Origin of the sequence: Mycobacterium sp., assembly GCF_052144515.1 — a bacterium.
Classification (GTDB): Bacteria; Actinomycetota; Actinomycetes; order Mycobacteriales; family Mycobacteriaceae; genus Mycobacterium.
The window spans coordinates 1-6485 of the sequence record NZ_JBKQQD010000338.1 but is presented as its reverse complement, the minus strand read 5'-3'; the positions used below and the strand labels follow the sequence as shown (position 1 = coordinate 6485).

The 6485-nt window shown below is 63.6% G+C and carries 8 protein-coding genes, 1 pseudogene and 1 other annotated feature; of the genes and pseudogenes, 1 reads left to right on the top strand and 8 read right to left on the bottom strand.

Going from position 1 to position 6485, the window contains the following annotated elements:
• Window positions 1–127: 127 nt before the first annotated feature.
• The 6 genes and pseudogenes from ACLP9N_RS22450 to ACLP9N_RS22425 all read right to left on the bottom strand — a co-directional run bounded on the left by ACLP9N_RS22450 (window position 128) and on the right by ACLP9N_RS22425 (window position 3242).
• Window positions 128–1391 (bottom strand): annotated as a pseudogene (locus ACLP9N_RS22450) (IS3 family transposase).
• Window positions 958–1089, bottom strand: a sequence feature (AL1L pseudoknot). Its footprint overlaps the pseudogene before it by 132 nt.
• 153 nt (window positions 1392–1544) lie before the next feature.
• On the bottom strand, window positions 1545–1964 hold the full coding sequence (locus ACLP9N_RS22445; protein WP_442409459.1) for a hypothetical protein: 420 nt from the start codon (window positions 1962–1964) through the stop codon (window positions 1545–1547).
• A gap of 64 nt (window positions 1965–2028) precedes the next feature.
• Complete coding sequence (locus tag ACLP9N_RS22440) at window positions 2029–2229, bottom strand: hypothetical protein (RefSeq protein ID WP_442409458.1); 201 nt, start codon at window positions 2227–2229, stop codon at window positions 2029–2031.
• A gap of 83 nt (window positions 2230–2312) precedes the next feature.
• Window positions 2313–2471 (bottom strand): DUF6131 family protein, encoded by a 159-nt coding sequence (locus ACLP9N_RS22435; protein WP_442409457.1) that lies wholly within the window; start codon window positions 2469–2471, stop codon window positions 2313–2315.
• A gap of 52 nt (window positions 2472–2523) precedes the next feature.
• Entirely contained in the window at window positions 2524–2697 is a 174-nt protein-coding gene (locus tag ACLP9N_RS22430) for a CsbD family protein (protein ID WP_442409456.1), read from the bottom strand.
• A 35-nt stretch (window positions 2698–2732) separates the two neighbouring features.
• Window positions 2733–3242, bottom strand: a complete 510-nt coding sequence (locus ACLP9N_RS22425) for a hypothetical protein (RefSeq protein WP_442409455.1) — start codon at window positions 3240–3242, stop codon at window positions 2733–2735.
• Between the two features lie 161 nt (window positions 3243–3403).
• Between ACLP9N_RS22425 and ACLP9N_RS22420 the strand changes: the two genes are divergently transcribed.
• On the top strand, window positions 3404–4144 hold the full coding sequence (locus tag ACLP9N_RS22420) for a TetR/AcrR family transcriptional regulator C-terminal domain-containing protein (protein WP_442409454.1): 741 nt from the start codon (window positions 3404–3406) through the stop codon (window positions 4142–4144).
• Window positions 4145–4413: 269 nt separating this feature from the next.
• Here the strand turns inward: ACLP9N_RS22420 and ACLP9N_RS22415 are convergent, their stop codons facing one another.
• Both ACLP9N_RS22415 and ACLP9N_RS22410 read right to left on the bottom strand, forming a co-directional pair.
• A complete protein-coding gene (locus ACLP9N_RS22415) occupies window positions 4414–5409 on the bottom strand; it encodes an Acg family FMN-binding oxidoreductase (protein ID WP_442409453.1) in 996 nt (331 codons plus the stop codon).
• Window positions 5375–6283, bottom strand: coding sequence for an amino acid kinase family protein (locus tag ACLP9N_RS22410; RefSeq protein ID WP_442409452.1), 909 nt, complete (start codon window positions 6281–6283; stop codon window positions 5375–5377). The genes ACLP9N_RS22415 and ACLP9N_RS22410 overlap by 35 nt, the downstream gene beginning before the upstream one ends.
• Between the last annotated feature and the right edge of the window lie 202 nt (window positions 6284–6485).

Genomic DNA, 6485 nt, shown 5'->3' with positions numbered 1-6485 from the left:
CCCCAAGGAAGCCCGCCCACCGCAGCGACACCGGCCGACCTGTCACACCCACCTGCAACAATCAAGCCCGACAGGCGACCAGCACCGACTTCAACCCCGCTGAATCACGCCGCACGAAAAATCGAGGTTAGTGGATTCCGATCAGGGGTTGGTCGGTCCGTTGTGCATCGTAGAACGCGGCTTCGAACTCGGCCGGAGGGACGTCGGCCAGATAGCCGTGTAGGCGGCTGGTGTTGTGCCAGTACACCCAGCTCAGGGTGGCCAGCTGGACGTCTTCGACGGTCTTCCAGGGCCCGGTGCGGGCCGGTCCGTAGATCAGCTCGGCCTTGTAGTAGCCGTTGACGGTCTCGGCCAGAGCATTGTCGAAACTGTCCCCGATGGTGCCGATCGAGGGCACGGCACCGATCTCGGCGAGCCGTTCGCCGTAGCGGATGGACGTAAACTGCGATCCGGCATCGGAGTGACATGTCAAGCCCGGCAATGTGTTTCCGCGTGACCAGCGAGCCATCTCCAACGCGTCGAGGACCATGGTGGTGCGCATGTGGGAGGCCACCCGCCACGCGACGATCATGCGGGAGTACGCGTCGACGATGAAACAGACGTAGGCCACCCCGGCCCAGGTCGGCACGAACGTCAGATCGGTTACCCACAACTGGTTCGGCGCGGTCGCGGTGAACTTCCGCTTGACCAGATCCGGGTGCCGCGCCGCTGCCAGGTCCGGCTTGGTGGTGCGCACCCGTTTGCCGCGCCGCGCCCCTTGGATGCCGGCGGCGCGCATCAGCCGGGCCACCTGGTCGCGTCCGACGTCGTGGCCGGCCCGACGTGCGGTTTTCCACAGCTTGCGGACCCCGAAGACGCAGTAGCTGTCCTCCCAGAGCTGGCGCAGCCCGGCCCCAGGACTGCATCGCGTTGGGCCCGCGCTGACGGGGAGCGGGTCTTGGCGTCGTAGTAGCTGCTCGGGGCCACCGACACCCCTGCGGCGCGCAGGACGGTGCAGATGGGCTCGACCCCGAACTCGTCGCGGTGGGCGTCGATGAATTCGACTATTTCTTGTGTTGGCGGTCGAGCTCCGCCCCGAAGAAACTCGCCGCTCGTTTCAGTATTTCATTGGCGCGCTTGAGTTCTCGGTTCTCCTGCTCGAGCTCTTTGATCCGTTGCGATTCCGCGGTCGACACTCCCGGCGCGTACCCGTCGTCGATGTCGGCTTGGCGCACCCAGGAGCGCACCGACTCCACGCCGTAGCCGAGCTGGCGGGCAACCCGCGACACTGTGCCCTGCTCGGTGCCCAGCTCAGCGCGCAGCGCCCGCACCATCCGCACCGCCGCAGCCTTCTCCTCAGGGCTGTAGCGCCGACTGGTTGGCTTGCTTCCCGATGACGATTCCGTCGGCATATACCTGCATCCTTGTTTCCAAGGTCAGGAGCCTCCGTGATTTCCAGGGCGATTCAGCCCTCGTCGATGGGCCGCTGGGCGGCAGAATACCTATCGCGTGCCTCAAGCAACGATGTATCACTGGCCCCGATCAACTCCAGGGCATCGGGAAAGTCACCCGGCCTTGGGCATCCGTGGTGGGTCTTGCCGGCCGGCGGCATCTCCGCGCGGGGTATCGCTGGTTGGCGAGTCCGGATCGACCTTGTCGGCGCGCTCGAACTCTCGGTTCACCTCGCTGCGGGAAGTAGCCGCTTCGGTGTGACGTGCTTGCGCCTGGTGTTGTAGGCCGGCCGAGTGCGCTGCCAAGGCTTCGGCCTCGGCCTGCGCAGCGCGGGCCTTGGCTGCCGTCTCGTCGGCGAGCGCTTCGCGTTGCCCCACTTCGTGGGACTGTTCGACGGCTTTGTCGCGGATGTCGCCCGCTTGGACGCGGCGGTGTTCGGTGCGTTTCTTGCGCGCCACCCACGCGATTGCGGCGACGAGCAGAACTGCCGCGATCACGATGACGACGATCCAAACGATAGTGCTGGTAGTCATGTCGGCTCCTTGGATTGGTTGAGCGGTTGATTGTTGAAAATCGGTTGGAATTGAGCTGTGGGAGTTATGCACTGGGCTGGGGCACGTGGCAGTCCGTCACCTTGGGATTGACACCCACGTAGTTCAGTGGTCCCACGATCACGGTTAGCGCGATCGTCCCCGCGCTGGCACAGTTTTGTGTGGCATGGGTGAGATACCCGCGTTGGGCGGCCGCGATTACGCCTACGACCAGCCATACGACTACCAGTATCCCTGCGTACCGCATGATGTGGCTCTCCTTGCATTATTCGACCCGCGGGCGCCGACGATGAGCTGTCGGGCCCACCCGGTGGGTTACGTGTGGCCGGTTTAGTAGTAGTGGCGGCGGCCGCCGACAGCGTGTCCCATCCTTCCCGCGAACATCAGCACCACGCCGATGATGAGCACGACGACCCCAATGGGCACTAGGGGCAGGTTGGTGTGGAACACGAATCCGGCGATGATAAGAACGATTCCGAGGATGATCATGGCGTTTACCTGGTTTCGATGGAGATAGGTTAGGGGATGACAGGCTTTTGGGTCAGTGTTTGAAGGCGTCTTTGACCTTGGCCCCTGCTTGTTTGGTGTTGCCCTTGAACTGATCGATGCGTCCCTCGGTGCGCAGGCGGGTATTGCCGGTGGCGCGGCCGAAGTCCTTCTTGGTAGCGCCCTTGGCCCCTTCGAGCTTGTGGGCGATCTTCTTACCTATGCTCATTGCTTCTTACCTATGTTCGTTGCGGATTCTTCGTTTCAGGGATCACAGCTGGCAACTGAGAACTCCCTGTATCGACTGGATTCGGCGCCTACCGGCGTCCGCCGCCAGCGCCTGGTGCCGTCGGTTGTCGACCCCACGACCGGCGACCGAGCAGGGAACCCCTCCTCCCTCTCGTTCCCTCTCGGTCGGGTCGGGGCCAATTCTGAGTTCGCCGTTGGGCCGGTGGCCGCGCCGACGGGCTGGTGTTCGAAGTCTCGGTTTACAAACGCCGCTTCGCGCTGGGACCTTTGAAGTTCACGGCGGGCGTCGCGCCCGCGGCCCGCGGTGCGGTGTGCACCGGCCAGCAACACGCTCATACCGAGCATCGCCAGCGCGCCGATCACGATCCCGAAGAGGAACAACGTGCCGGTCGACCCGGTGACGTGATAACCCAACACCGAGAAGTTCTCGCTCAACGGATGAGCGGGCCCGGCATTATTCAGCATGCCGATGAATCCGACGATGACGGCGAAGAGTAGAACAACTAATCCACCGATGACAATCACGTCGAGGTCTCCAATCGCAGTGCTTGATATTCATTAAACGCCGCACGTGGGGTAGTGTCAACAGTGTTAACAGACAATGATACTTAACATCGGTGACTAATAATGTTGAATTAGGATCGGTGGCCGCTTCGATGGTGAGGCAGAAGGGGAGTGCTGAGGCAATGACGAGACAGTCGGCCGGGCCCGAAGTGGGCGCTGACGACGAGGACCCGTCCCCCGCCGGCAAAGGCAACGGTCAGCTCAACCGGGCGATAATCCTGCAGACCGCGCTGCGCATCGTGGACCGCGACGGTGTGGACGGACTGTCGATGCGCCGTCTCAGCGAAGCGGTGGGCCGAGATCCGGTGATGCTCTACCGGCACGTCTCCAACAAAGCCGCAGTGCTCGACGGTGTCGCGGAGATGGTGCTCGCACAGCTATCTGTGGACAGTACGGACCCGGACTGGGCCGGCCAACTGCGTGCCGTCGCGCGCGACTTCCGCCAATTGGCCCTGAGGCATCCCAACGTGGTGCCGCTCCTGGTCACTCGACCCTTGGCCACCCCGCTCGGGCAGCGGCAACCAGGAATGCTGCGGCCGTTAGAGGACGTCCTCGCACTGCTCACATCTGCCGGCTTCACCGGCGAGGATGCCCTGCACATCTACCGAATCCTGTTCGGCTACCTGTACGGCCACATCCTCAATGAGTTGCAGGAGATTATCGAGCGACCCGAGGAAACCGACGATGTGCTCCGGCTCGGTCTGCACCGGCTCGCGATTACGGAATTCCCTCAACTGCGCCAGCTGGCACCCGTCCTAGCCTGCTACGACGGCGCCGCCGAACTGGACCGCTTCCTCGACCTGCTGCTCCCCGGCATGATCGCAACCCTCACTGGCCGCGAGGGACAATCCGCAACCGTCTGAGATGCATGCGTCGTCCGGTCAGCTCACCGACTGGGTCCGACCCGCCGCACGGGCGTCATCGTCACCGACGTGTGGGTGCCCGCGTACGACCTGGTCAAGGCTGTCGGCACGTGCGACGGGACGACGCCGAGCGCCGGTTCAGTCAGACGCATCGGACCCGTACGTGCGCAAATTAAGCGGAATTTGATGTGCTGCAACAACATTGAATCATTCGACTGCGCTCGAGAGTGCGTCGGTGTGCCCATCGGTGCGTGATGGTCGCCCACCGCTCAACCACTTGTATCGGGGTGAAACGTCAGAACATCGCGAAGTGGCCGCCGCGGCGTCATGGGGGGTACCTCGCCAAGGTCCGGGTTTTCGCCGACGCGGATCAGAAGTTGCGGCATGGCTGCCCGTCCGGTCAAGGTGGCGATGAGGTTGCGGCTGGACTCTAGCTCCGTGATATGGGTCAGTGTGCATGTCGCCATCCCGGCCAACGTGCACTCCAGCAGCACCGCGGACAACGCTTCGCCGCAACGGAATGCGTCATTGCGGGTGTCCTCGTCGGTGGACAGAACCAGCACTGTGGACTGGTCTTGTCCAATGCTGGCGCGCCGCTCGTTGTAAGCGCTAACCGGGAATGTACGTCCGACGTCGACCCGATCACTTTCGGCCGCCGTCGCAAGTGAACTGCGCGGAATCCCATCAGAATTCTCGAAATGACCAGTCCACCAGTCTAATTCGAAATGATACGAGGAATCGTACAGTCGCAGCGATTCGGTAAGTTGTGACGCCCTCGCCAGTTCCGGACGCAGCTCATCGGCTATTACGTCGAGGTGAACTGTCCCGGCATCGACGGCGTCGCGCAGCACGGGTTCGAAGGACTTCCAGTTACTCGGCGCGGCGAAGGGAAGCCGATCGGTGCGGCGGTGCAGGATCGCATCGGCCCGGCGGCGATGGCCATCGGTGACGAGGCTCAGTGGGCTGAAATCGAGTGACGCGAGATGATCGACGTTATTCGGGTCGGGAAATCTGTCGACGTTGGCAGTCCACCCGGTTGCCGCCATCGCGACGCGTAGATGGTCGAGGACTGCGCCGCAGCTGATGTGAGCCTCCCGCCCCAACTTGTCGGCGGAGTACAAAATCCGACTGCGATCGACGTACAGGCGCAACCCCGTACCCTCGGCGACCCAACGCCAGGGCTGGCTGTTGTGCAACGACGGGGCCCGGCACGCCAACTGCACCGCGGCGCTAAGTAGGTCGGGATCCACCAACGTGTCCGGCATGATCAACCTCCCGTCGCTGGTCCTCGAGTGCGAGCGCTAGTGGGCCCTCGCCGCCCGTCGACTCCCTGATGAGTACCCCTGTGGGGCTGCGTTGTCGGGGTGTGGTCCCGGCAGTGCCCGCGAGCAGTGCCTGCGCGTCGGCTAGGGCGCCGATGGTGGCCGGGCGCCCGGTCGCGATGACGAACCGACGGTAGGCCTCGATCTTGGGTCCCATCGATCCGGCCGGAAATCCCATGCTGCCCAGGTAATCTGGATCCAGGGTCGTCAGTGGTGTGGCCTCCGGTGTGCCGTAATGCTCTATGACCGCGGACACGTCGGTGAGCACCAGCAAATGCTGGGCTCCGAGGACGATGCCCAGCACCGCCGCGACGTAGTCCTTGTCCACGACCGCGTCGACACCCCTCAGCTGGCCGGCGGTGTTCTCGGTCACTGCCGCGCCGCCACCGCCGCCACAAATCACCACCGAACTGGCGTCCAGAAGCCCGGGGATGGAGTCTTGCTCGACGATGCGGAGCGGTTCGGGTGAGGCCACTACGCGGCGCCACTGACCATTGTCGGCGGCGATGGTCCAGCAATGCCGGTGGGCCAGCGGCTGGGCCCGGTCCTGCCGGTAGACGGGTCCGACGAACTTGGTCGGGGCGGCGAACGCCGGGTCTGCGGCGTCGACCAGCGTCTGCGTAATCAGGCCCAGGACCGGCTTTTTGACCCCGGCGTTGCACAATGCCTGGGCCAGCCAGTAGTCGATCATGCCCTGAGGACCTGGCGCCACTCGATGTTCCCGCCCGCCGGGTGGTCCGGTTGGTGCCTCGCACACACCACGACTGAAGATCTTCTCGATCGTCAGCCGATGGTGAGTGCTCAAGTGCGAATTCACTAGTTGGTCCTCTTGTTGTTGTCCCACTGGATCATTCTTGTCACAGAGGCGCGGGCGTCAGGTCGTGAACTGGTTTGGACTTTTTCTTTGCCTTCTTTGCCTTCTTTGCCGGGTCGAGGACGCGGTAGGCGAGAAGTTTGATGCGGTCGCTGACGAGGAACCAGATGAGGGCGTATCCCCATACCGCGGCTGCCCACGTCCA

Excerpts from the sequence above, each read along its gene's own strand:
- ACLP9N_RS22445 (WP_442409459.1), bottom strand. The coding sequence starts at position 1,964 with ATGACTACCAGCACTATCGTTTGGATCGTCGTCATCGTGATCGCGGCA.
- ACLP9N_RS22440 (WP_442409458.1), bottom strand. The coding sequence starts at position 2,229 with ATGCGGTACGCAGGGATACTGGTAGTCGTATGGCTGGTCGTAGGCGTA.
- ACLP9N_RS22435 (WP_442409457.1), bottom strand. The coding sequence starts at position 2,471 with ATGATCATCCTCGGAATCGTTCTTATCATCGCCGGATTCGTGTTCCAC.
- ACLP9N_RS22430 (WP_442409456.1), bottom strand. The coding sequence starts at position 2,697 with ATGAGCATAGGTAAGAAGATCGCCCACAAGCTCGAAGGGGCCAAGGGC.
- ACLP9N_RS22420 (WP_442409454.1), top strand. The coding sequence starts at position 3,404 with ATGACGAGACAGTCGGCCGGGCCCGAAGTGGGCGCTGACGACGAGGAC.
- ACLP9N_RS22415 (WP_442409453.1), bottom strand. The coding sequence starts at position 5,409 with ATGCCGGACACGTTGGTGGATCCCGACCTACTTAGCGCCGCGGTGCAG.